This window comes from Catellatospora sp. TT07R-123, from assembly GCF_018327705.1.
GTDB lineage: Bacteria > Actinomycetota > Actinomycetes > Mycobacteriales > Micromonosporaceae > Catellatospora.
Genome location: NZ_BNEM01000001.1, coordinates 528,183 through 550,005 on the forward strand (window position 1 = coordinate 528,183; position 21,823 = coordinate 550,005).

Annotated in this window: 22 protein-coding genes; 9 read left to right on the forward strand and 13 right to left on the reverse strand. The window is 72.5% G+C overall.

Annotated elements, in window-relative coordinates:
- Positions 1–25 precede the first annotated feature (25 nt).
- The 11 genes from Cs7R123_RS02190 to ppk2 all read right to left on the reverse strand — a co-directional run bounded on the left by Cs7R123_RS02190 (position 26) and on the right by ppk2 (position 10,814).
- Entirely contained in the window at positions 26–952 is a 927-nt protein-coding gene (locus tag Cs7R123_RS02190) for an ABC transporter permease (protein WP_212823043.1), read from the reverse strand.
- Positions 952–1,863 carry an ABC transporter permease gene (locus Cs7R123_RS02195; RefSeq protein ID WP_212823044.1) on the reverse strand — a complete coding sequence of 304 codons (912 nt, stop codon included), beginning with the start codon at positions 1,861–1,863 and terminating at the stop codon, positions 952–954. Before Cs7R123_RS02195 ends, Cs7R123_RS02190 begins: the two co-directional genes overlap by 1 nt.
- The gene (locus Cs7R123_RS02200) at positions 1,860–2,867 is read right to left on the reverse strand and encodes an ABC transporter ATP-binding protein (RefSeq protein WP_212823045.1); all 1,008 of its coding nucleotides are present in this window, start codon (positions 2,865–2,867) and stop codon (positions 1,860–1,862) included. Before Cs7R123_RS02200 ends, Cs7R123_RS02195 begins: the two co-directional genes overlap by 4 nt.
- On the reverse strand, positions 2,864–3,853 hold the full coding sequence (locus Cs7R123_RS02205) for an ABC transporter ATP-binding protein (RefSeq protein ID WP_212823047.1): 990 nt from the start codon (positions 3,851–3,853) through the stop codon (positions 2,864–2,866). Before Cs7R123_RS02205 ends, Cs7R123_RS02200 begins: the two co-directional genes overlap by 4 nt.
- An 86-nt stretch (positions 3,854–3,939) precedes the next feature.
- The gene (locus Cs7R123_RS02210) at positions 3,940–5,583 is read right to left on the reverse strand and encodes an ABC transporter substrate-binding protein (RefSeq protein WP_212823049.1); all 1,644 of its coding nucleotides are present in this window, start codon (positions 5,581–5,583) and stop codon (positions 3,940–3,942) included.
- Between the two features lie 16 nt (positions 5,584–5,599).
- Positions 5,600–6,778, reverse strand: coding sequence for a pyridoxal phosphate-dependent aminotransferase (locus Cs7R123_RS02215; RefSeq protein WP_212823051.1), 1,179 nt, complete (start codon positions 6,776–6,778; stop codon positions 5,600–5,602).
- The gene (locus Cs7R123_RS02220; RefSeq protein ID WP_212823053.1) at positions 6,775–7,548 is read right to left on the reverse strand and encodes an SDR family oxidoreductase; all 774 of its coding nucleotides are present in this window, start codon (positions 7,546–7,548) and stop codon (positions 6,775–6,777) included. The genes Cs7R123_RS02215 and Cs7R123_RS02220 overlap by 4 nt, the downstream gene beginning before the upstream one ends.
- Entirely contained in the window at positions 7,545–8,453 is a 909-nt protein-coding gene (locus Cs7R123_RS02225) for a dihydrodipicolinate synthase family protein (RefSeq protein ID WP_212823055.1), read from the reverse strand. The genes Cs7R123_RS02220 and Cs7R123_RS02225 overlap by 4 nt, the downstream gene beginning before the upstream one ends.
- A gap of 1 nt (position 8,454) precedes the next feature.
- Positions 8,455–9,486, reverse strand: coding sequence for a D-2-hydroxyacid dehydrogenase (locus Cs7R123_RS02230; protein ID WP_212823057.1), 1,032 nt, complete (start codon positions 9,484–9,486; stop codon positions 8,455–8,457).
- A 238-nt stretch (positions 9,487–9,724) separates the two neighbouring features.
- On the reverse strand, positions 9,725–9,862 hold the full coding sequence (locus Cs7R123_RS02235) for a hypothetical protein (RefSeq protein WP_212829306.1): 138 nt from the start codon (positions 9,860–9,862) through the stop codon (positions 9,725–9,727).
- A 19-nt stretch (positions 9,863–9,881) separates the two neighbouring features.
- The gene (gene ppk2 / locus Cs7R123_RS02240) at positions 9,882–10,814 is read right to left on the reverse strand and encodes a polyphosphate kinase 2 (protein WP_212823059.1); all 933 of its coding nucleotides are present in this window, start codon (positions 10,812–10,814) and stop codon (positions 9,882–9,884) included.
- A 326-nt stretch (positions 10,815–11,140) separates the two neighbouring features.
- Between ppk2 and Cs7R123_RS02245 the strand changes: the two genes are divergently transcribed.
- The 3 genes from Cs7R123_RS02245 (at position 11,141) to Cs7R123_RS02255 (ending at position 14,873) form a co-directional block, all read left to right on the forward strand.
- Positions 11,141–12,598: an MDR family MFS transporter gene (locus Cs7R123_RS02245; protein WP_244871551.1), complete on the forward strand. Its 1,458-nt coding sequence runs from the start codon at positions 11,141–11,143 to the stop codon at positions 12,596–12,598.
- Positions 12,599–12,752: 154 nt separating this feature from the next.
- Positions 12,753–14,066, forward strand: a complete 1,314-nt coding sequence (locus Cs7R123_RS02250) for a condensation domain-containing protein (RefSeq protein WP_212823061.1) — start codon at positions 12,753–12,755, stop codon at positions 14,064–14,066.
- A gap of 63 nt (positions 14,067–14,129) precedes the next feature.
- Positions 14,130–14,873: a phosphotransferase enzyme family protein gene (locus tag Cs7R123_RS02255; protein WP_244871552.1), complete on the forward strand. Its 744-nt coding sequence runs from the start codon at positions 14,130–14,132 to the stop codon at positions 14,871–14,873.
- A gap of 51 nt (positions 14,874–14,924) precedes the next feature.
- Here the strand turns inward: Cs7R123_RS02255 and Cs7R123_RS02260 are convergent, their stop codons facing one another.
- On the reverse strand, positions 14,925–16,295 hold the full coding sequence (locus Cs7R123_RS02260; RefSeq protein WP_212828756.1) for a hypothetical protein: 1,371 nt from the start codon (positions 16,293–16,295) through the stop codon (positions 14,925–14,927).
- Position 16,296: 1 nt separating this feature from the next.
- A complete protein-coding gene (locus Cs7R123_RS02265; RefSeq protein ID WP_212823063.1) occupies positions 16,297–17,352 on the reverse strand; it encodes an NAD(P)-dependent oxidoreductase in 1,056 nt (351 codons plus the stop codon).
- A gap of 113 nt (positions 17,353–17,465) precedes the next feature.
- On the opposite strand from Cs7R123_RS02265, the gene Cs7R123_RS02270 reads away from it, so the two are divergent.
- The 6 genes from Cs7R123_RS02270 to Cs7R123_RS02295 are packed head-to-tail and all read left to right on the forward strand — an operon-like array spanning position 17,466 to position 21,792.
- Positions 17,466–18,116 (forward strand): glycosyltransferase family 2 protein, encoded by a 651-nt coding sequence (locus tag Cs7R123_RS02270; protein WP_212823064.1) that lies wholly within the window; start codon positions 17,466–17,468, stop codon positions 18,114–18,116.
- Positions 18,113–18,760: a TIGR04282 family arsenosugar biosynthesis glycosyltransferase gene (locus tag Cs7R123_RS02275; protein ID WP_212823065.1), complete on the forward strand. Its 648-nt coding sequence runs from the start codon at positions 18,113–18,115 to the stop codon at positions 18,758–18,760. The genes Cs7R123_RS02270 and Cs7R123_RS02275 overlap by 4 nt, the downstream gene beginning before the upstream one ends.
- Positions 18,757–19,398, forward strand: coding sequence for a class I SAM-dependent methyltransferase (locus Cs7R123_RS02280; RefSeq protein WP_212823066.1), 642 nt, complete (start codon positions 18,757–18,759; stop codon positions 19,396–19,398). The genes Cs7R123_RS02275 and Cs7R123_RS02280 overlap by 4 nt, the downstream gene beginning before the upstream one ends.
- Positions 19,374–20,531, forward strand: a complete 1,158-nt coding sequence (locus Cs7R123_RS02285; RefSeq protein ID WP_212823068.1) for a molybdopterin-dependent oxidoreductase — start codon at positions 19,374–19,376, stop codon at positions 20,529–20,531. Before Cs7R123_RS02280 ends, Cs7R123_RS02285 begins: the two co-directional genes overlap by 25 nt.
- Complete coding sequence (locus tag Cs7R123_RS02290) at positions 20,528–20,992, forward strand: hypothetical protein (protein ID WP_212823069.1); 465 nt, start codon at positions 20,528–20,530, stop codon at positions 20,990–20,992. Before Cs7R123_RS02285 ends, Cs7R123_RS02290 begins: the two co-directional genes overlap by 4 nt.
- Positions 20,989–21,792, forward strand: a complete 804-nt coding sequence (locus Cs7R123_RS02295) for an S-methyl-5'-thioadenosine phosphorylase (protein WP_212823070.1) — start codon at positions 20,989–20,991, stop codon at positions 21,790–21,792. Before Cs7R123_RS02290 ends, Cs7R123_RS02295 begins: the two co-directional genes overlap by 4 nt.
- Positions 21,793–21,823: the final 31 nt, after the last annotated feature.

Below are 21,823 nucleotides of genomic sequence, written 5' to 3' on the forward strand. Positions count from 1 at the left end.
TCCGGTTTTGCGGGGCGGGGGCGCATCAGCGGCGCACCCGGGGGTCGACCAGCGCGTAGGCGAGGTCGACGAGCAGGTTCATGACGACGATGAAGAAGGCGGCGAACAGCACCGCCCCGGTGATCATGGGGATGTCGAGCGTGCCGATCGCGTCGAAGGTGAGCTTGCCGACGCCCGGCATGCCGAACACCGACTCGATGACGACGACGCCGCCGAGGAAGTAGCCCAGGTCCATCCCGAGCATGGTCAGCAGCGGGCTGAGGACGTTGCGCAGGCAGTGGCGCAGCAGCACGACGCGTTCGGGCATGCCCTTGGCGCGGGCCATCTGCACGTACGGACTGCGCAGGGCCTCGATCATGTTGGTGCGGGTCAGGCGGGCGTACCAGGCGGCGCCGCCGAGGCCGAGGGTGAAGCTGGGCAGGATCAGGTAGTTGATGTACGGCGCCTGGTAGCCCGACAGGGGGAACAGATCGAACTTGAACGCCAGCAGGTACAGCAGCAGCAGGCCGACCCAGAACGGCGGTGCCGACAGCCCGACGAGGGTCGCCAGGGTGGTGGCCCGGTCGGCCAGCTTGCCCGGCCGGTAGGCGGCCAGGATGCCGACGGGGATGCCCAGCAGCGCCTCCCAGACCACGCCGAGCACGGCCAGGGCGGCACTGATGGGCAACGCCCGCAGGATCGCGGTGGCCACCGGGGTGTCCTGGAGCGCGAAGCTGGTGCCGAGGTCACCGTGCAGCAGTCCGATGAGGAAGTGCCAGTACTGGTAGGCGATGCCCCGGTCGAGGCCGAGTTCGTGGTGGATGGAGGCGACCGTGGCGGCACTGGCGTTGGGGCCGGCGATGAGCCGGGCCGGGTCGCCGGGGACGAGGTGGGTCAGCAGGAAGGCGAGGGTCACCACGCCGAGCAGGACGACGACGGCCTGCGGGACGCGGCGCAGCAGGAACCGGGACATCAGCGGCGCTCCGGGGCGGTCGGGTCGAGGAGATCGCGCAGCCAGTCGCCGGCCAGGTTGAAGGCCAGGACGGTGAGGATGAGGCAGACGCCGGGGGCGAACAGCAGCCACGGTGCGATCTGGAAGTACTCCTTGCCCTGTTCGATCATCTGGCCCCAGGACGGGGTGGGCACCGGCACGCCGACGCCGAGGAACGACAGGGACGCCTCGATGAGGATGGACGACGCGACGCCGAGGGTGGCGTACACGATGATCGTGGGTACGAGGTGCGGGAACAGGTGCTTGCGCATGATGCGCCAGTGGGTGAGGCCCATGGTGCGGGCGGCGACGACGAACTCGCGTTCGCGTAGTGACAGGACCTGGCTGCGGATGATGCGGGCCAGGGTGGTCCAGTAGATGACGGCGATGACGACGATGACGTTGCGTTCGCTGGGTCCGGTCACGGCTATGAGCGCGATGCAGAACAGCAGGATCGGGAACGACATCACGATGTCGGTCAGCCGCATGAGGATCGTCTCGGTCCAGCCGCCGAGGTATCCGGCCGCGAGTCCGACCAGCACTCCGGCGATGGTCGCCAGCCCGTTGGCGAGGATGCCGATGACCAGCGACACCCGGGCACCGTAGAGCAGGCGGGACAGGACGTCGCGGCCGTTGGGGTCGGTGCCCAGCGGGAACCCGTGGCCGGGGCCGACGGGTGCGCCGTTGGCGGCGAGTCCTTCGGGGTAGGTCTGCAGCGGCGGGTGGGAGGCCAGCACCGGTGCCAGTACGGCGGCCAGCGCGAGCAGGACCAGCACGATGATCGAGATCAGGGCGGGCTTGTCGTGGCGCAGGCTGCGCAGCACCCGCCGTACTCCGGTGGGGGCGGCGGCGACCGTGTCGGGGACGGTGGCGGTGAGCGGTGGGGCGCTCATGCGGCGGTCCTCCCTTGCGGGTTCTGGTCACCGCTGGGCGCGGCGGCCGGGGCGGTGTCGGCGTGGTGGCACGCGGTCTGGTGTCCGGTCGGGCCGGCCAGCAGTTCCGGGCGCCGGCTGCGGCACACGTCGGTGGCCAGCGGGCAGCGCGGCGCGAAGGCGCAGCCGCGTACGGTGGCGCTGCCGGCCGGGGCTTCGCCGGCGACGATGCCGCGCCGGTGGCGGCGTCCCGCGCCGGGTTGCGGGATCGCGGCGAGCAGGGCCTGGGTGTAGGGGTGGCGGGGATGGGCGAACACGTCGGCGCTGGTGCCCAGTTCCACGATCCGGCCCTGGTACATGATCGCGACGTCGTCGGCGATGAACCGCAGGGTGGACATGTCGTGGGAGATGAACAGGTAGGCCAGGCCGTCGGCTTCCTGGAGGTCTTTGAGCAGGTTGAGGATCTGGGCGCGGACCGAAACGTCCAGGGCGGAGACGGCCTCGTCGCAGACCAGCACCTGCGGTGCGACGGCGAGCGCGCGGGCGATGGAGACCCGTTGGCGCTGCCCGCCGGACAGCTGGTGCGGGTAGCGGCCGGTGAACGCGGCGGGCAGGCCGACCCGGTCGAACAGTTCGCGGGTGCGGGTGATCTGGTCGGGGCGGGGCACCCCGGCCGCGGTGAGGGCTTCGGCGACGTTGTCGCCCGCGGTCAGCCGCGGGTTGAGCGAGTCGTAGGGGTCCTGGAAGACCATCTGCATGTGGCGGCGGAAGCGGCGCAGCGCGGCGCCGCGCAGGGTGGTGACCTCCCGTCCGGCGACGCGCACCGATCCGGCGGCCGGGTCGTGGACCCGCATCAGGGCGCGGGCGACGCTGCTCTTGCCGGAACCTGACTCGCCGGCCAGGCCGAGGGTGCGTCCGGCGGCGATGCTGAAGCTGACCGCGTCGACCGCGGTGTGGTGCCCGCGGTGGAGCAGTCCGCGGCGGCCATAGCGGACGGTCAGGTCTCGCACGGCGACGACGCTCATCGGGTCGCCTCCTTCACGGCGGTGGTCAGGGGGAAGTGGCAGGCGGCGCTGGTCTGTGCGCCGGTGGGAGCCGGGGCCGGGGCCCGGGTGCGGCAGATGTCCCGGGCGTGGGGGCACCGGTCGGCGAAAGCGCAGGAGCCGGTCGGCACGTCGCCGAACGGGGGCGTGCCGGGGATGGCGGGCAGGCGGCGGGGCAGCTCGCCGTCCAGGCGCGGGATCGAGTCCAGCAGCGCCCTGGTGTACGGATGCGACGGCGCCGCCACGATGTCGTCGGTCGGTCCGGTCTCGACGACCTGCCCGGCGTACATGACCAGGATGCGGTCGCAGAAGCTGGAGATGACGCCCAGGTCGTGGCTGACCAGGATCGTCGCGGTGCGATGGCGTTCGGTGAGCTCGTCGAGCAGGTCGAGGACCTGGGCCTGGACGGTGACGTCGAGGGCGGTGGTGGGTTCGTCGGCGATGATGAGTTTCGGGGTGCAGGCGGCGGCGACGGCGATGCAGACGCGCTGGCGCATGCCGCCGCTGAACGCGTGCGGGTAGTCGCGCAGGCGGCGCTCGGCGTCGGCGATACCGACCAGGCGCAGCAGCCGGACGGCCTCGGCGCGGGCGGCGGCCCGGCCGAGCCCGCGGTGGCGCCGCAGTCCCTCGGTGAGCTGGGTGCCGATGCGCAGCAGCGGGTTGAGGCTGGACATGGGGTCCTGGAACACCATGGCGATGTCGGCGCCGCGCCAGGCGGCCAGCCGGGCGGGGTCGAAGCCGAGGACGTCCTGGCCGGCGAAGCGGATGCGGCCGCCGACGGTGGCGGTGCTCGGCAGCAGCCGCATCACGGCCTGGGCGGTGACGGACTTGCCGGAGCCGGACTCGCCGACGATCCCGACCCGCTCCCCCGCGTCCACGCGCAGGCTGACCCCGCGGACCGCGGCGGTGCGCGTGCCCTGGCGGGTGAAGTCGATCGTGAGGTCGTCGACTTCGAGAATGGCTGTCATCGAAGTTCCTCGGTGTCGCAGGGGTCGAGGGGTGGCGGTGCGGGGCGCGGGAGGAGGCAGGACGCGTCCCGCACCGCCGGGGAAGGTCAGCGGCTGGCTGCGCCGTCGGTCTTCCAGTAGTTGGTCATGTCCCAGCCCCAGATCGGCTGGGAGTGGTAGCCGCCGACGGACTTGCCGAAGACCTCGGTCTTGGAGCCGTAGTAGAGCGGCACCACCGGGTTGTCGGCGAGCATCTTGGCGGTGGCCTGGGCGTAGATGGTGTTGGCCTCGGCGACGGTCGGTGCCGCCAGCGCCTTGTTCACCAGGTCGTCGACGTCCTTGTTGCAGTAGAACGAGTAGTTCTGTCCGCCCGGGACCGCCGAGGCGCAGGACAGCAGCGCCTGGTAGAAGTCACTGCCGTCGGGGTAGTCGGCGACCCAGAAGGTGAGGGTCATCGGCGCCTTGCCGGGGGTGGCGGCCAGGTCGAAGAAGGCGCTCTGCTGGATCGGCTGCGCGTCGACCTTGATACCGATCTTGCCGAGGTCCTGCTGGAGCTGGGGCAGCAGCGCCGTCCACGGGGAGGTGTTCCAGGAGTACATCGTGGTGGTGAAGCCGTCGGGGTAGCCGGCCTCGGTGAGCAGCTGCTTAGCCTTGGCGATGTCCTGGTCGTGGACGAGCTTGTCGCTGGTGTAGCCGGTGATGCCCGGCGGCAGGTACTCGTTGGCGGCCTGGCCCTGGCCCGCGACGAGCTTGAGCAGGAAGGCCCGGTCGACGGCGTACGAGACGGCCTCGCGCACCTTCGGGTTGTCGAACGGCTTCATCTGCGTGTTCATCGTGAGGTAGTAGGTCGACGGCTTCACGATCGTCTTGGTCTGCGCCTTGAGCGAGGCGTCGTTGCCGACCTGCAGGTAGTCGGCGGCCGGGATCGGGTCGCCCATCAGGTCGAGCTGGCCCTTCTGCAGCTCCAGCAGCTGCACGTGCGGGTCGATGCCGAGCTTCTCGACGACCTTGTCGACGTAGGGCCGCGGGCTGTCCCAGTACTTGGCGTTGCGGTTGACCACGATCTCGGCGCCGGGCGTGAAGTGGTCGAGCACGAACGGCCCGGAGCCGACGGGCTTGCTCGCGGTGCCCTTCTCGATGATCGACGCGTGCGGCATCGCCAGGACGTACTTGAACGAGCTGTTGGGGGCGGTCAGCTCGATCTTCACGGTGGTGTCGTCGACGGCGGTGATGCCGGCGAGTTCACCCGCCGGGTTCTTGGCGTAGTCGGCGGCACCCTTGACCCCGGTCCAGAAGCTCGCCACCGGCGACTTCGTGGCCGGGTCGAGGATGCGGTCGAGGGAGTAGACGACGTCGGCGGCGGTGACGGGCTTGCCGTCGGTGAACGTCATCCCGGCGCGCAGCTTGATGGTGTAGGTGAGGCCGTCGGTGCTGACCTGCGGCAGGTCGGCCGCGGCCTGGGCGGCCAGGTCCATGGTGTCGCCGGTGTAGTCGAAGAGCCGGTCGTACATCATGCGCATGTTGTTCCAGCAGGTGGCGTCGTAGCACACCGCCGGGTCGAACGTCTTGGGGTCGCTCTTGTAGCCCACGGTCATCGTGCCGCCGTGGCGGGGTTCGGTCGAGCCGGTGCCCGGGTCGACGGTCGCCGGGCTGTTGCCCGCGCAGGCGGCGGTCACCGCCAGCGTGCTGGCGAGCAGGGCGCCCAGCGCGGCCCGGCGGAGGGGGACCCGCCGGAGGGGGTTGCGTTTCATCTCTTTGACTCCATCTTCACTGAGGGGTGGTGGGACGGATGTTCAGGAAGCCGGCCAGGCCGGTGAGGCCGGCGTCGATCTCCTCCGGCCGGGCGGCCAGGGACAGGCGCAGGCGGGACCGGCCCTGGCTGCCGAAGGCGACGCCCGGAGCCAGCGCGACACCCCGTTCGGCGAGCAGGTCCAGCGCGAACGCGGCGGTGTCGGCCACGGACGGGACGGCCAGCCAGAGGTAGAAGGCGCCCGCCGGGCGTACGGCGCTCAGGCCCAGGGCCGCGGCCCGGTCGACGGCGGTGTCGCGACGTGACCGGTACGCCTGGCGCATGTCGGCCACGCAGTCCTGCGGGCCGGCGAGCGCGGCCGTGCCCGCGTACTGGGTGGGGGTGCTCACGCAGGAGGCTGTCGCCTCCAGCACCCGGGCGAGCGCGGCGGCGAGCCGGTCGTGTCCGGGCCCGCTGGTCACGGCGTAGCCGAGCCGCCAGCCGGTCATGGCATAGCTTTTGGACAGGGAGAACACGGTGACGGCGGGGGTGTCCGGAGCGGCCGCGGCGAAGGTGACGGCCGGTTCGTCGAGCCACAGCTGGTCGTAGCACTCGTCGGAGATGACGGTCAGCCCGTGCCGGTCCGCCCATTGCCCCAGCTCGGCGAGCTGGGCGGCGTTCCACTGGTAGCCGACCGGGTTGGCCGGGGAGTTGATGAGGATCGCCCGGGTGCGGGGTCCGACCAACGTGTCGAGGTGCTCGTAGTCCGGGCTGAAGCCGTCGTGTTCCACCAGCCGGTAACCGCGGGCGGTGGCGCCCAGCATCGTCGCGATGGTGGAGAAGTTCGTCCAGCCGGGGTCGGGGACGAGGATCTCGTCGCCGGCCGACAGCAGCGCCCGGTAGGCGGCGGTCAGGCCGCCGACCCCGCCCGCGGTGACGACGACGTGGTCGGCGGCGGCGGTCAGGCCGTTGTCGCGGGCCAGCTTGTCCACGACGGCGTCGCGCAGTGCGGGGACGCCGACGCTCGGGCTGTAGCGGGTGCGGCCGTCACGGGCGGCGGCGTGCCCCGCCTCGACGATGTGTCCGGGGGTGGCGAAGTCCGGCTCGCCGAGTTCCAGGTGGATGGCACCGGGGTGCCGCCAGGCGGCGTTGGCCAGGGCGCGGATGCCCGACGCCGGGGTCGCGGCGACCTCGGCGGAGATCAGCGGGGCGGTCATGTCATGCTCCGCATCAGGCCGCCGTCGCAGGACAGCAGGCTGGCCGTGACGTAGGACGACTCGGGACCGGCCAGGAAGCCGACCAGCGCCGCGAACTCTTCGGGCCGGCCGTAGCGTCCGGCGGGGATCGTGGCGATGCTGGCCTCCCGTACGGCTGCCGGATCGGTGCCGGCGCGGCGGGCGGCGGCCGCGTCGAGCTCGGCGACGCGCGGGGTGTCGATGCGGCCGGGCACGACGCCGTTGACGGTCACCCCGTCGGCGGCGACCTGCCGGCCGGCCGTCTTGATCCAGGCGGCCAGCGCGGCCCGGCCGCTGTTGGAGTAGGTCAGGTGCGGCAGCGGCTCGCGTACCCCGGAGGACAGCACTGCCACGATCCGGCCGTAGCCACGCTCGCGCATGCCGGGCAGCAGCCGGGTCGCCAGGTCGATCGGGGTGACGGTGAGCAGTTGCAGCGCGCTGCGCCAGGTGTCGGCGTCGGTCTGGTCGGCGGTCGCCGGGGGTGGGCCGCCGGCGTTGAGGACGCAGGTGTCGATGTGGTCGAAGACCTCCCGGGCCCGGTCGGCGACGATGCTCGCGGCCTCGGGCGCGGCGGCGTCGGCGGCGACGGTGTACACCGTCACGCCGTACCGCTCGCGCAGGGTGGCGGCGATCGGGTCGAGCCGGGCGGTGCTGCGCGACCACAGCAGCAGATCGGTTCCGGCGGCGGCGAGGCGCTCGGCGACGGCGGCGCCGAGTCCGGCGCTGGCGCCGCCCACCACGGCGGTGGTCACGGCAGCTCCAGCGGTGCGATCGCGGGCGTGAGCCCGACGCGGGCAAGGACGTCGTCGAGTTCGGCCAGGGTCGCCGGGTCGGGCAGCGGGTTGAGCGCCCGAGTACGGGCGGTGGCCAGCACCCCGCGGCGGCGCAGGACCTCCTTGCGGATGCTCAGTCCGACCCGGACCTGGCCCTCGAACACGAGGTAGGGCAGGAACCGGTCGTTGAGCCGTGCCGCCAGGGCGGAGTCGCCGTTCTCGAAGGCGACCCGGATCGCTTTGAGGATCTCGGGGTAGGCGAAGCCGGTCATCGTTCCGGCCGCGCCGCGGCGCAGTTCGGAGTACACGCTGACGCCGCCGAGGCCGCCGAAGACGGTCAGGTCGGGTCGCTGGGCCAGCAGCCGACCGATCTTGGGCGGCGTCGGCGGATCCTCGAGTTTGACCACGGTGCTGCCGGCCGCGTCCAAGGCCGCCAGCAGCGCCGACACGGGCAGCGTCACACCGGTGGCGGCGGGTTCGTCCTGCACGATCACCGGGATCGGGCAGTCGCCGACGGCCGAGCGGTAGAAGGCCGCGATCTGGTCGGTGTCCTTGAGCAGCGCGGGCGCGGCGACCATGACGGCGGCGGCGCCGCTGTCGGCGGCGCGGGCGGCGTTGGCGCGCACCACGGCCGGAGCCGGGGCCGAGCAGCCGACCGCGAAGGGGATGCGTCCCGCCGCGGCCTGCGAGACGGTGGTCAGGACGGTGTCCCGTTCGGTGGCGGTGAGGTCGGCGACCTCACCCATCACGCCGAGGATGGTGATGCCGTCGACACCCCACCCGATCGCCGCGTCGACGATGCGGCGCAGGCTTTCGCGGTCGACCTCACCCGCCTCGGTGAACGGGGTGGGGCTGATGTACCAGGTTCCGGCCAGTGTCGTCATGTCAGTACCCCAGCTCCCGGCGGTAGAGGTTGCGCAGGCTGCCGCCGTCGAGGAAGCGGCGCAGGTTGTCGCGGAACAGGTCGGTGATGGCGGCGTTCTCGGTGTCGACGGTGGACGCCGAGTGGGGCGAGACCAGCACGTTGTCGAGGTCCCACAGCGGCGAGTCGGCCGGCAGCGGCTCGGTGGCGAACACGTCCAGGGCCGCGCCGGCCAGCGCCCCGCCGCGCAGGGCTTCGATGAGGGCGGGTTCGTCGACGAGCTGGCCGCGGCCGATGTTGACCAGGATCGCGCCGGGCTTCAGCCGGGCGATCAGCGCGGCGTCGAGCAGGCCTTCGGTCAGCGGGGTCAGCGGGGTGCACAGGACGAGGACGTCGGTGTGCGGCAGGAGCTCGGCCAGGTCGGCGGTGGTGCGCACGGCGGCCGCGCCGTCGAGGTCGTAGCTGCCGCCGGGACGTCCCACGGCGGTCACGTGCGTGCCCAGGGCGGCGAAGCTCGCGACCACCTGCCGGCCGATGCCGCCGAGTCCGACGACGGTCACGGTGCGACCGGCCAGTCGTGCGGTCGTGTAGCGCTGCCAGCGGTGTGCGCTCTGCTGGGCGCGCAGGTGCGGCAGGCCCTTGATGAAGTGGAGCGCGCCGGTGACCGCGAACTCCGCCAGCGGCACGGCGTGGATGCCGGCGGCGGTCGTGAACGTGATGTCGGTGCGGTCCAGGCCGGTGCGCTGGACGAATGCGCCGATGCCGGCGCTGGTGGCCTGGACCCAGCGCAGGTTCGGAGCGCGTTGCGGCAGCTGGGCCGGGGCCTGCCAGTCGAAGTCGAAGGCGACGTCGGCGGCGGCCAGTGCCCTGTCCCAGCGGGACTGCTCAGCGGCGGTGAGGTCGCGGGGCGTGCCGGTGTGGTCGCAGGCGTATCGCGGCCGCGGAAGCAGATCCGGTTCGTAGATCACGTCGACGGCGGGGTCGACGGCGGCGATCTGTTCGACCAGGTCAGGTTCGAGATAAGTGGCGATGAGGGTGCCGAGCCGGTGGGACATGATCGAACCATAGGCCTTCTGCCGATTGTCGACAATCGGCAGCCGACACATTTTTTGCCTGCTGGGCAATTTTTTATCGGACTACCAGGCAGTATTCGGACGTATCGACCAGTGGAGAGTCGGCGTAGGCCCGGTCCGACCGACGCTGCCGACGCAGAGGGCCGTCCGCGCGGGTGCCTCGATCGACGAGCGCGCCGCCGGGTCAGGAGATGGCGCTGGCCATGGCCACGACTATCGGTCACAGCAGGGGCAGGACGACGTTGGAGAGGGCGTAGACGATGGTGTAGCTCATCAGCGGGGTGGCGTTGCCCGCCGCCTGCTGCACGGCGGTGGCGGCGGGAGTGGAGCACCGCGTAGACCCGAGCCGGTAGGGCACCGGCGCACCTGACCGGTCGTCACAGGCTGGGCAGGAACCGCATCGGCTGCTCGTCCGGATCGATCATCTCGCTGCCGCGTCCGACGATCAGCGGATCGGGCACGCCGACGACGCCGTCGTCGCGGCCGGCGTACCGGAACCGGCTGAGCACGCAGCGCATCGCCTCCACCCGCGCACGCTTCTTGTCATTACTCTTGATCACCATCCACGGCGCGTCGGCGGTGTCGGTGTAGAAGAACACCGCCTCCTTGGCCTGGGTGTAGTCGTCCCAGCGCTCCAGCGACGCCAGGTCCACCGGCGACAGCTTCCACCGCCGCACCGGGTCCAGCCGGCGGATGGCGAACCGGGTGCGCTGCTCGGAACGGGACACGCCGAACCACAGTTTGACCAGGAGCATCCCGGAGTTGACCAGCATCCGCTCCAGCTCCGGCGCAGCCCGCATGAAGTCGAGATACTCCTTCGGCGTGCAGAAACCCATCACGCGCTCGGTCCCGGCCCGCGTGTACCAGGACCGGTCGAACAGCACGATCTCCCCCGCCGCCGGCAGGTGTTTGACATACCGCTGGAAGTACCACTGGCTGCTCTCCCGGTCCGTGGGTTTCTCCAGCGCCACCACCCGCGTCCCCCGCGGGTTGAGGTGCTGCGTGAACCGCTTGATCGCGCCGCCCTTACCCGCCGCGTCCCGCCCCTCGAACACCACGACCAGCCGCTCGCCCGCCGACTTGACCCACGACTGCAACTTCAGCAGCTCGATCTGCAGCTGGCGCTTGACGATGTCGTACTCGGCACGCGACATCCGCTCGGGATACGGATGGCCCTCCCGCCACGTGTCCAGCCGGGCACCGTCGGGGCCGACCAGGTTCGGCTCACCGTCCGGGTCGTACTCGACCCGGTAGTCACGCAGGTCTCCCAGCAGCTCGGCGGCTGCGAGACGCTCGACCTGCTCGGACACGGACCCACCCCCAGGCGTGCGCGGCCTGCTTGCTTCCAGTCTGGCAGGCCGCCGGCCCGCGGCGGTGCCGTCCCGCAGATGTCCACCGGCTCCGGCGGTCGGCGGTGGGTCCCGGCCCGCATCGACGCGGTGTGACGCATGGCGGGCCGCCGCCGGAGGTGGAACCACTCCCCAGAGTGAAATCGGGATGATGCTTGGCCGAATTTGTTGCAGTCTGGACCGCTGCGATGAATTTTGTCGGAGGCATCGTCCAATCTCGGCATGAGACGGCTGCCGGCAGACCAGCGGCCATGACCATCCGAGGCCCCAAACCAGATCGAGGTACCGTGTCCCGCCAACTGCTCGACTCCCCCGCCAAGCCCGACAACGCGATCGCAGGTCGGACCCCGCCCGTGATCAGGCTGCTCGTGCTGGCCACGTTCGTCGTCATTCTCAATGAGACGATCATGATCAACGCGATACCCAACCTGATGGGCGCGCTGAAGATAACCGAGCAGACGGCGCAGTGGCTCTCGACCGCGTTCATGCTGACCATGGCCGCGGTGATTCCGATCACCGGATGGTTCCTGCAGCGGGTGTCCACCCGCGGCGCCTACGCCACGGCGATGGGCCTGTTCCTGTCCGGCACCGCGGCGGCCATCGTCGCACCGGGCTTCGAGCTGCTCCTCGCCGCCCGCGTCGTCCAGGCGTCCGGCACGGCCGTGATGATGCCCCTGCTGATGACCACGCTGATGCATGTCGTGCCGGAGCAGGACCGGGGCAAGGTGATGGGCAACGTCACCCTGGCCATCTCGGTCGCGCCCGCGATGGGCCCGGCGCTGTCCGGGGTGATCCTCAACTTCGGGTCCTGGCGCCTGCTGTTCGCCGTGGTCCTGCCCATCGCCGCCCTGATCACCTGGGGCGGCATGAAGCAGCTCGACAACGTCGGCGAGCCCGAGGTCAGCACGATCGACTGGTCCAGCGTGGTCCTGGCCGCCCTCGGCTTCGGCGGCCTGGTCTACGGGCTCAGCCGGTTCCAGGGCGCGGACACCGGCCTGGCGGCCGGAATCGTCGTGGCCGGGCTGGCGGCCATCGCCGTCTTCGTGGTGCGCCAGCTGTCGCTGCAGAAGACCGGGTCGCCGCTCATGGACCTGCGGACGCTCAAGCACCGCACCTACACCGTCGCGCTCATCCTGATGTCGGTCGCCTTCATGGCGATGCTCGGCTCGATGATCCTGCTGCCCCTCTACCTGCAGAACATCCGGGGCCTCAGCGCGTTGCAGGCCGGGCTGCTCGTGATGCCCGGCAGCCTGGCCATGGGCCTGCTCGGACCGACCGTGGGCCGCCTGTTCGACAGGTTCGGGGGCCGAGTCCTGGTCATCCCCGGCGCGGTCGCGATCACGCTGTCGCTCGCCGGCCTCACCCAGGCCTCGATGACCATGCCGTACTGGCAGCTGCTCGGCCTGCACACCATGCTGATGGTGGGTCTCGCCGCGACCTTCACCCCGGTCTTCACGCTGGGGCTCGGCGCGGTTCCACCAGCCCTCTACGCCCACGGCAGCTCCATCCTGGGCACGCTCCAGCAGGTGGCAGCGGCCCTCGGCACCGCACTCGTCGTCACGGTCATGAGCGCGCGAGCCGATTCACTACAGGCACGGGGTGTCGACGCTACGGCCGCCAGCCTCGACGGCATGCGGCTGGCGTTCCTCATCGGCGTCGTCCTGTCCGTCGGCGTGATCATCACCGCCCTGCTGCTGCCCGCCAGGGCTGACAGCAACGCCGAGCACGCCGGAGTCGGTCACTGAGTCCGCCGGGCGGGCACAGCCCGCCCGGCGGCACCCGTCGGCATAGTTCTGGAAATAAACTTTGCAGTAAGCGTCGACTGTGCTATCAAATACATGCGGATACATAGATGGCATCAGGCGCGGGTTTGACGCGCCGCGACGAGGGGTTGTCTGAGTGCAGGTCATCCCGCGCCGCGACACGCCGTACGGCACCGCGCCGCTGTCCCTGTTGCAGCAGCGATGGTGGCATCTGTGCACGGCATACGAGGGCGACGCGTCGCCGATCGTGGTGATCGCCGACCGCATCACCGCGCCACTGGACGTGCCCGCGTTCACGGCGGCCGTGGACGCACTCGCCGACCGGCACGACGTCCTGCGCACCACGTTCGCCGTCGGCCCCGACGGGCCGCGACAGGTGATCGCACCACCCGGTGGCCTGGTGACGGAGCTGCACGACGTGTCGGGCGATGCCGACCCGCCCGCACGGGCACGCGAACTGGTCGCGGAACTCGCCCGAACGCTGCTCGACCTCGACGGCGGCACGCTGGTGCGCTCCCGCCTGATCCGCCTCGGCCCGGACGACCACGTCTGGTGCCTGGCGGTGCACCACATCCTGGCCGACGGCGAGTCGGCGATGATCCTGCAACGCGAGGCGGTGGCCCTCTACCGGGGCGAACCGCTGCCCGAGCCGTACATCGGGTATGCCGACTTCGCCGCCTGGCAGTGCGCCGACACCACCGGAGACCGGGATCTGGCCTGGTGGGCCGACCGGCTGCGCGGCGTGCCGCCGCTGGAGCTGCCCACCGACCTGCCCCGCCCGCCGGCCAAGACGCTGCGCGGCGGCCAGGTCGACGTGCGTATCGCGGCACCGGACGCGGACGCGCTGGACCGGTTCGCCCGGCAGCGGCGGGCCACCCCGTTCATGGTGCTGGTCACCGCGCTGCTGGTGGTGCTCGCGAGACGTTCGGGGCAGACCGATCTGTGTGTGGGCATGCCGGTGTCCGGCCGCCTGCTGGAGGAGACCGAGCGCACGGTCGGCCTGTTCGCCAACACCATCGCGCTGCGGGTCGACCTGTCCGGAGGCCCTGATCTCGGCGAACTGCTGGGGCGGGTCCGCGCCGCGGCCATCGACGGGCTGGCCCGGCAGGCGGTGCCGTTCGGGCAGGTCGTCGCCGCCGTCGACCCGGACGCCGACCGCTCCCGCACCCCGGTCTTCCAGGTCACCGCCGTGCTGCACACGCATACCGCCGGCGGGCTGGCCGATCCGCACTGGCGGCCGTTCGCCCAGGCCTCCCCGCAGATCCTGCACGACCTGGGGGTCGATGCCTGGCGCGAGCCCGACGGCCTGGAGTTGACGCTGCGCTACGACACCGCTCTGTTCACCGGGGACACCGCCGCGGCGATGGCCGACGAGATCATCGCGGTGCTCCGGGACCTGGCCGAGGGCGCCACGCCGCCGGTGTTCACGCCGCAGCCGCGGCAGGAGTAGCCACCCGGTGTTCCTCAGCCGGTGCACGTCGGCAGAGAGCAGCGATGTTCGCAGCCCCGTACGATGTGGCCCGTGGCGTGGGAGGCACTTGGGCAGTGGGGTGACGACGTCGCTCGCGTCGAACCGCTCACCGGCGGAGTCGCCAACGACGTGTGGAGCGTGCGCCTCAACGGACAGCTCGCGGTCGGTCGTCGCGGCACCAGGAGCGACGCCGATCTCGCGTGGGAGACCGAGCTGCTCGTCTACCTCGACCGGGCAGGTCTGACCGTGCCCGTGCCGATCCCCACCACGGACGGCCGGCTGTTCGCCGACGGCTTGGTCGTGATGACCTACCTGGACGGCGGACCGCCCGAGACGCGGGCCGACTGGCGTCGCGTGGCCGGCACGCTCCGCGAGCTGCACCGGTTGACGCGGGGCTGGCCGCAGCGTCCGGGCTGGCGGTCGTCGGGCGACCTCCTGCACGCCGATACCGGGACGAAGATCGACCTCGGTGCGATGCCCTCGGAGGGCGTCGCCCGGTGCCGGGCCGCGTGGGCGCGGCTCACCGGGCGTCCGACCTGCGTCGTCCACGGCAATCCCGCCAACCCCGGCAACATCCGCATGACCGCGGACCGGGTCGCGCTGATCGACTGGGACGAGTCGCACGTCGACGTCCCCGACCTCGACCTCGTGCTGCCCGGCAACGCCGCCGACCTCGACGACGGCACGTACGACGTCGCCGCGCAGGCGTCGGCCGCGTGGGAGGCCGCCGTCTGCTGGGACGACGGGTACGCGGTCAAGCGGCTCGCCGAAGTCCGAGCCGTCTGAGAACCGGAACCTGGACCGGGCTGACGGCGGTCTCGCCTTGGCACAGGGACCTCACCAGACCGTCAGCAGGAGATGGTTGACCGCCAGAGCGGTGACGGCACCGGCGGTCAGCCAGCCGCGGCGGCTCTCGGCGGGCAGCAGCGCCGCCCCGGCGATCGCCCAGGCGGCGAACGGCAGCCAGATGCGTTCCACCTCGGCCTTGCTCAGCCCGGACAGGTCCGCGGTCACGACTGCCAGCAGTGCCGCGACCGGCAGCAGCACGTGTGCGGTCCGGTGGCGTGGCAGCGCGCTGAGCGCCCGTCGGGCGACGACGGCGGTGGCGGGACCTGCGGACAGCAGAAATGCCGCGAGGTTGGCGAACACCCAGTAGCCGTAGGCTCGTTCGGAGGCGACGCCCTGGTAGTAGCGCTGGACGACGAGGTGGTAGCCGTCGAGCCACCAGAAGCCGGCCGCGGTGAACGCTGCCGCGACGGCCAGCCCGGCCGCGACGGCTGTGCCCGTCATCAGGCCGAGGTGCTTCCATCCGGCCCGCCCCGATGCGGCCCAGACGACGGCGCCCACGACGGGGGCGAGCAGCACCAGGCCATAAGACAGGTAGCAGCCGTAGGCGAGCAGCGCGCCGGCGGCCAGGGCGCAGCAGGTGGCGCGGCCGCGTCGGCCGGTGGCCAGCGCCGTGGCCAGCAGTGCGACGCCGATGCTGGTGAGACCGGTGAACAGGCCGTCGGCGGAGGCGCCGATCCATACCGCGCCGGGTGTCAGCACCAGGAACGGCACGGCGGCGCGGGCGGCGGCCTGCTGGCCCAGGGCCCTCAGCGTGACGGGTACGGCGACGGCGGCCAGCGAGCCGGTCAGGATGCACGCGAGGGCGGCCGCGCCTCCGCCGCCGAGGCCGATGCGGTCGAGCCAGACGAAGATCAGTAGGACGCCCGGAGGGTGCCCGGAGACGTGTGTGGTCCACGAGTCGGGTTGGAAGTCGAGGATGCGGCTGGTGAACTCGCGCAGCATGCTGGGGATGTCGGTGGTGGCCGGCACCTCGGTGAGGTACTCGGCCTGCGCGGTGAGCCGCCCGGCCAGTCCCCGCTGCCATCCGTCGATCATGGCGAGGCTGAACGTCCAGACCACCGCGGCGGCGTAGGCAGCCGGTAGCAGACGTCGCCAGGGCAGTGCGGCGGCCAGGCGCGGACCGTGCAGGATCACGGCCGCCGCGGTGGCGAGCGCGGCCGGGGTGCCGGGGCCGATGTGCGGGCGCCAGAGTGCGTACAGGGGTGCCGCCTGGGCCTGCACCGGCGCGCCGGTGAGGTTCAGGACCACCCCGGCGGCGATCGAGGCGGCGACGAGGGCGGCCGCGACGGCGGTCGTGACGCGGTCGGCGCGGGGGAAGGCGGTGCCGGCGGCGGGTGTGGGCGTACGGAGGTCGAGCATGTCAGGCACGCAGCGGCGCTACGGCGAACTCAGCCAGCCCCGCGGTGAACGGTGTGCTGGCGGTGAAGCCGATGTCGGCCGCCGCGCGCCGGGGTGAGGCGACGATGTGCCGGACGTCGCCGGCCCGGTAGGCGCCGGTGACCTCCGGCGGTGGGCCGCCCATCGCGGTGGCGAGGGTGGCGGCCAGGTCGGCGATGGTGCGCGGGTCGCCGGAGGCGATGTTGTAGGCCCGCAGTCCCGGCTCGGGCCGGGTGTCCAGGGCCGACAGCGCGGCTAGGTTGGCGGCGGCGACGTCGGTGACGTGGACGAAGTCGCGGCGCTGCTGACCGTCCTCGTACACCTGCGGGGCATCGCCGCGTTCGAGGGCGGAGCGGAAGATGGCCGCGACACCGGAATACGGGGTGTCGCGGGGCATGCCCGGTCCGTAGACGTTGTGGTAGCGCAGGGCGATGGCGCGCGCGCCGGACTCGCGGGCCCAGGCGTCGGCCAGGTGTTCCTGGGCGAGCTTGGTCGCGGCGTACACGCTGCGGGGTTGCAGCCGGTCGTCTTCGTCCACGGTGCCGGACTCCAGGGGCATGCCGCAGGCCGGGCAGCCGGGTTCGAAGCGTCCGGCGGCGAGGTCGCCGGCGCGGCGGGGAGTGGGGCGGACCGGCCCGTGTTCGGGGCAGGCGTAGGCGCCCTCGCCGTAGACGACCATGGAGCTGGCCAGCACCAGCCGCCTTGTCCGGTGCCGGGCCATGCCCGCCAGCAGCACCGCAGTGCCCAGGTCGTTGCAGCCGACGTAGTCGGGCAGGTCGGCCAGGTCGACGCCCATACCGACCATGGCGGCCTGGTGCACCACGGCGTCCACCTGGGCCAGAGCCGCCTCGACGGTGGCGGGATCGCGGATGTCGCCGCGCCGCACCGCGACGCCGGGGAGGTCGGGGAGCTCCGATCCGGTGCCGTGGGCGGCCGGGTGCAGGCTGTCCAGCACGGACACGTCGTGTCCCGCCGCGGCCAGGGTGCGGGTGACGTGCGAGCCGATGAAGCCCGCGCCGCCGGTGACCAGTACGCGCATGAGGCACAACGTAGCCGGGCATCTGCCCGTTATGGTGCCACGTTCGCACTTCGTAATGATTTGTCAGCGTTTGATAATAATTTGGCGGGGTCGGCACCACTAGGGTCGAGATCATGATTGATGTGGTGCTGCCATGCCTGAACGAGGCGGCCGCGCTGCCCGGGGTGCTCGCCGGGCTGCCCGCAGGATATCGCGCGATCGTCGCCGACAACGGATCGACCGACGGCTCGGCCGACGTGGCGCGGGCGTTCGGCGCGCAGGTCGTCACCGTGCCGCAGCGGGGGTTCGGGGCGGCGGCCCACGCCGGGCTCACCGCCGCGACCGCCGAGGTGGTGTGCTTCGCCGACGCCGACGGCTCCTTCGATCTCGGACAGCTGCCGCTGGTCGCCGAGCCCGTCGTGGCAGGTACCGCCGACCTGGTGCTGGGCCGCCGCCGCCCGGTCCCGGGAGCGTGGCCCGCGCACGCGCGGCTGGCCAACGGGCTGCTGGCGTGGCGGCTGCGCAGCAGCCTGCGACTGCCCATCCACGACCTCGGCCCGATGCGCGCCGGCAGGCGCCAGGAGCTGCTCGGGCTGGGCCTGACCGACCGGCGTTTCGGCTACCCCCTGGAGATGATCGTGGCCGCGGCGCGCGCGGGATGGCGGGTGGCCGAGGTGAGCGTGCGCTACAGCCCCCGCGCCGAGGGAACCCGGTCCAAAGTCACCGGCACACTGCTCGGCACCGCCCGCGCCGTGCGCGACATGTCCAAGGTCCTGGCCCGATGACCGCCGCTCAGCTGCTGCTGATCGCGAAGGCGCCGGTGCCCGGCCGGGTCAAGACCCGGCTGTGCCCGCCGTGTACACCGCAGCAGGCCGCCGACATCGCCGCGGCCGCCCTCGCCGACACTGTCGACGTCCTCACCGCCAGCCCGGCCGCCCGCCGGGTGCTGGTCCTCGACGGGCGGCATCCCACCCCGCCCGGGTGGTCGACCGTGCCGCAGCGCGGCGACGGGCTCGGGCCACGCCTGGCCAACGCCTACGCCGACACCGCACTGCCGGGTGTGCCGTCGGTCCTCGTCGGCATGGACACCCCGCAGCTCACCCCGGGTATGCTCGCCGCCGCGACCTCGGCGCTGCACGACGCGCAGGCGGTGCTGGGCCCTGCCGAGGACGGCGGCTGGTGGCTGCTGGCCCTGCGCGATCCCGCCCACGGCGCCGTGCTCACCGACGTACCGATGTCCACCGGCGACACCGCGGCCCACACGATCGCCGCGCTGCACCGGCTCAGGCTGCGCGTGACCCTGCTGGACACCCTGCGCGACGTCGACACCGCCGCCGACGCGCTGGCCGTGGCCGCGCAGCAGCCCCGCGGACGGTTCGCCGCCGCGGTCGCCGCCGGTCTGCCGGACCTCGACCAGGTGACGCGATGACCAGCGCGCTCACGCTCTACGGAGGGGCGCTGCGCCGGACTGCCGCCGGCGCCGACGGGGCGCTGCACCTGACCGACCCCGCCGGACGGCTGCTGCGCCAGCTGGACACCGCCGCCTGGTACGCCGCCCCCAGCCGCGCCGACGCCGGCATGCTGGCCCGGTGCTGCGGCCCGACCCTCGACATCGGCTGCGGACCGGGCCGCCTGGCCACCGAACTGACCCGCCGCGGCGTGCCGACGCTCGGCATCGACCTCAGCCCCGCCGCGGTCCGGCTGGCCCGCTCCCGGGGCGCGCGGGCGCTGGTGCACGACGTCTTCGCGCCGCTGCCCGGCCGACGCTTCAGGCACACGCTGCTGGCCGACGGCAACATCGGCATCGGGGGCGACCCGGTTCGCCTGCTGGCCCGCTGCCGCGAGCTGCTCAGCCCGGACGGCACGGTCCTGGCCGAGGTCGACCCGCCGGGCACCCAGGGCTGGCAGGGCCCGGTCGCGCTCACCGACACCCGGCGCACCAGCGAACCGTTCGCGTGGGCCGCTGTCAGCGCCGACGAACTCGGCCCGCTGGCCGCGCGAGCCGGTCTGCGCCAGTGCGACACCTGGACCGAGGAGGGGCGATGGTTCGCCTGCCTGAACCGCTGACGCGCCTGCATCCGGCACGCCTGTCGCGCCTGTTCACCTCCCGGTTGCGCTCACCTCAGCTGACCAGCCGGCTCGGCACGCTGCTCGGCGCCGCCGTCGCGGTGTGCTTCCTGACCGGGTACGTCAGCCACGCGATCCAGCATCCGCCCGCCTGGTTCTACTGGCCCTCGCGACCGGTCGGCCTGTACCGCGTCACCCAGGGGCTGCACGTGGCCACCGGGCTGGCGATCGTGCCCCTGCTGGCGGCGAAGCTGTGGTCGGTCTACCCGAAACTGTTCCGCTGGCCGCCGTTCCGCGACGCCGTCCACGCGATCGAACGGATCAGCCTGCTGCTGCTCGTGGCCGCCGCACTGTTCCAGGTCACCACCGGCATCCTCAACATCGCGCTGTGGTACTCCCCCATGAGCTTCTTCTTCACCACCGCGCACTACTGGACCGCCTGGATCCTGGTCGGATCGCTGCTGGCGCACATCGGCGTCAAGCTTCCGATCATCCGCCGCGCCCTGTCCGCCCCGGCCCGGACGGCGCCCGCGGACGGGCTGAGCAGGCGCGGGCTGCTGGCAGCCGTCGGTGCCGCGGTCGCGGCGATCACCGTCGCCACCGTCGGGCAGACCCTGCGGCCCCTGGCCGGGATCTCGCTGCTCGGCCCCCGAGATCCACGCGTCGGACCGCAGGGGCTGCCCGTCAACAGGTCGGCCGCCGCGGCCGGGGTGACCGCCGCGGCCACCGATCCGGGCTACCACCTGGAGGTCACCGGACCGCAGGGCACCCTGCGGCTGAGCCTGGCGCAGCTGGCGGCCATGCCGCAGTACACCGCCGCGCTGCCGATCACCTGCGTCGAGGGGTGGAGCGCGACCGCCGCCTGGACCGGGGTACGCATCCGCGACCTGGTCACCGCGGTCGGGGGCCGCGACGGCGCCCACGTCCGCGTCACCTCGCTGGAGCAGCACAGCCCCTACCGGATCTCCACCCTGGCCCCGCCACACGCCGCCGACCCGCTCACCCTGCTCGCACTTCAGCTGCGCGGACAGCCACTCGCCCTCGACCACGGCTATCCATGCCGGCTGATCGCGCCCAACCGGCCCGGCGTGCTGCAGACCAAATGGGTCGCCCGCATCGAGGTGCTGCCATGACCGCCCGGCCCACCGCGTCACCCGCCACGACGTGGGCCAGGCGCCTGCTCGTCGCCGTCGGCGTGCTCGCCGCGGGCTACGGCCTGATCGGCGTCCTCACCGACCCCAGCGTCTCGCTGCCGAACTACGCCCGCTACGCCGCCACCGTCCTGCTCGGTCACGACCTGCTGGTCCTGCCCGCCGCCATCGCGGTCGGCGCGGTGCTCACCCGGTGGCTGCCCCGCTGGGCACGGCCCGTGGTGCAGGGCGCGCTGCTGGTCACCGCCGCGCTCACCGTCGTGGCGATACCGCTGCTGCTCGGCCACGGCCGCCGACCCGACGACCCGTCCGCGCTGCCCCGCGACTACCACCGCGGCTACCTCGTCTGCCTGGCCGTGATCTGGCTGGTCACCGCCGCCGTCCTGGCGCTACGTGCCCGCCGGCGCGCCACCGCGACCGACCCTGGAGAGGAAGAACGATGACCCCCACCGCCACCATCGCCGTCATCGGCGGATCAGGCCTCTACGACCTGCTCGACGACGCCCGCGACGTCCACGTCGACACCCCCTACGGCCCGCCGTCGGACACCGTCACCGTCGCCGAGGTCGCCGGGCGCAGCGTCGCGTTCCTGCCGCGGCACGGCCGAGACCACCGCCACCCGCCCCACCTCATCCCCTACCGCGCCAACCTGTGGGCGCTGCGCTCACTGGGCGTACGCCAGATCCTCGCCCCGTGCGCCGTCGGCGGTCTGCGGTCCGACCTCGGACCGGGCACCTTCGTGCTGCCCGACCAGCTGATCGACCGCACCAGCGGGCGCGAGCACACCTTCGTCGAATCCGGTGCGGTCCACGTCAACTTCGCCGACCCGTACTGCCCCGCCGGCCGTGCCGCCGTCGCCGCCACCGCGGCGGCCACCGGCGTCGCCCTCGCCCCGGACGGCACCATGGTGGTCATCGACGGGCCGCGGTTCTCCACCCGCGCCGAGTCCCGCTGGTACGCCGCCGCCGGCGGCACCGTCATCAACATGACCGGCGCCCCCGAAGCCGCCCTCGCCCGCGAACTGGCCCTGTGCTACACCGCCGTCGCGCTGGTCACCGACCACGACGCCGGTGTCGACGGTGAGCGCGGCGTCACCCAGGAGGAGGTCTTCCGCGTCTTCAAGGACAACATCGAACGCCTGCGCGCCCTGCTCCTCGCCGTGATCGCGGACCTTCCCGACGACCGTGCCTGCCCCTGCCCCGCGGCCCTGTACGGCATGCAGCCCGCCTACCGACTGCCCTGAGCGACGGTGCCGGCCAGGGCGCGCCCGCCTC